The organism is Citrobacter sp. TBCS-14 (assembly GCF_005280805.1).
In the GTDB taxonomy this organism is placed as follows: domain Bacteria; phylum Pseudomonadota; class Gammaproteobacteria; order Enterobacterales; family Enterobacteriaceae; genus Citrobacter; species Citrobacter gillenii.
Map to the genome: position 1 here is coordinate 1 of NZ_SZWM01001131.1, position 201 is coordinate 201.

A 201-nucleotide genomic window follows, 5' to 3' on the forward strand; every position below is an offset into this window, starting at 1 on the left:
AGCGCGTACTGAACCTTAATCAGCGAACCGTCAGCAGTATCATGACGTCACGCCATGATATCGAGCATATTGATCTCAATGCTCCGGAAGCAGAAATTCGCACACTACTGGAGAAAAACCAGCATACGCGCCTGGTCGTAACCGGAGAAGATGAACAGGAAGAACTGCTCGGTGTGGTGCATGTAATTGACCTTCTGCAAC

The 201-nt window shown here is 49.3% G+C and carries 1 protein-coding gene; it reads left to right on the top strand.

The genetic code is table 11. The features are described from left to right. Positions 1–201 (top strand): CBS domain-containing protein (locus FDX22_RS24400; protein ID WP_146717913.1); only part of this gene is annotated, 201 nt, incomplete at both ends.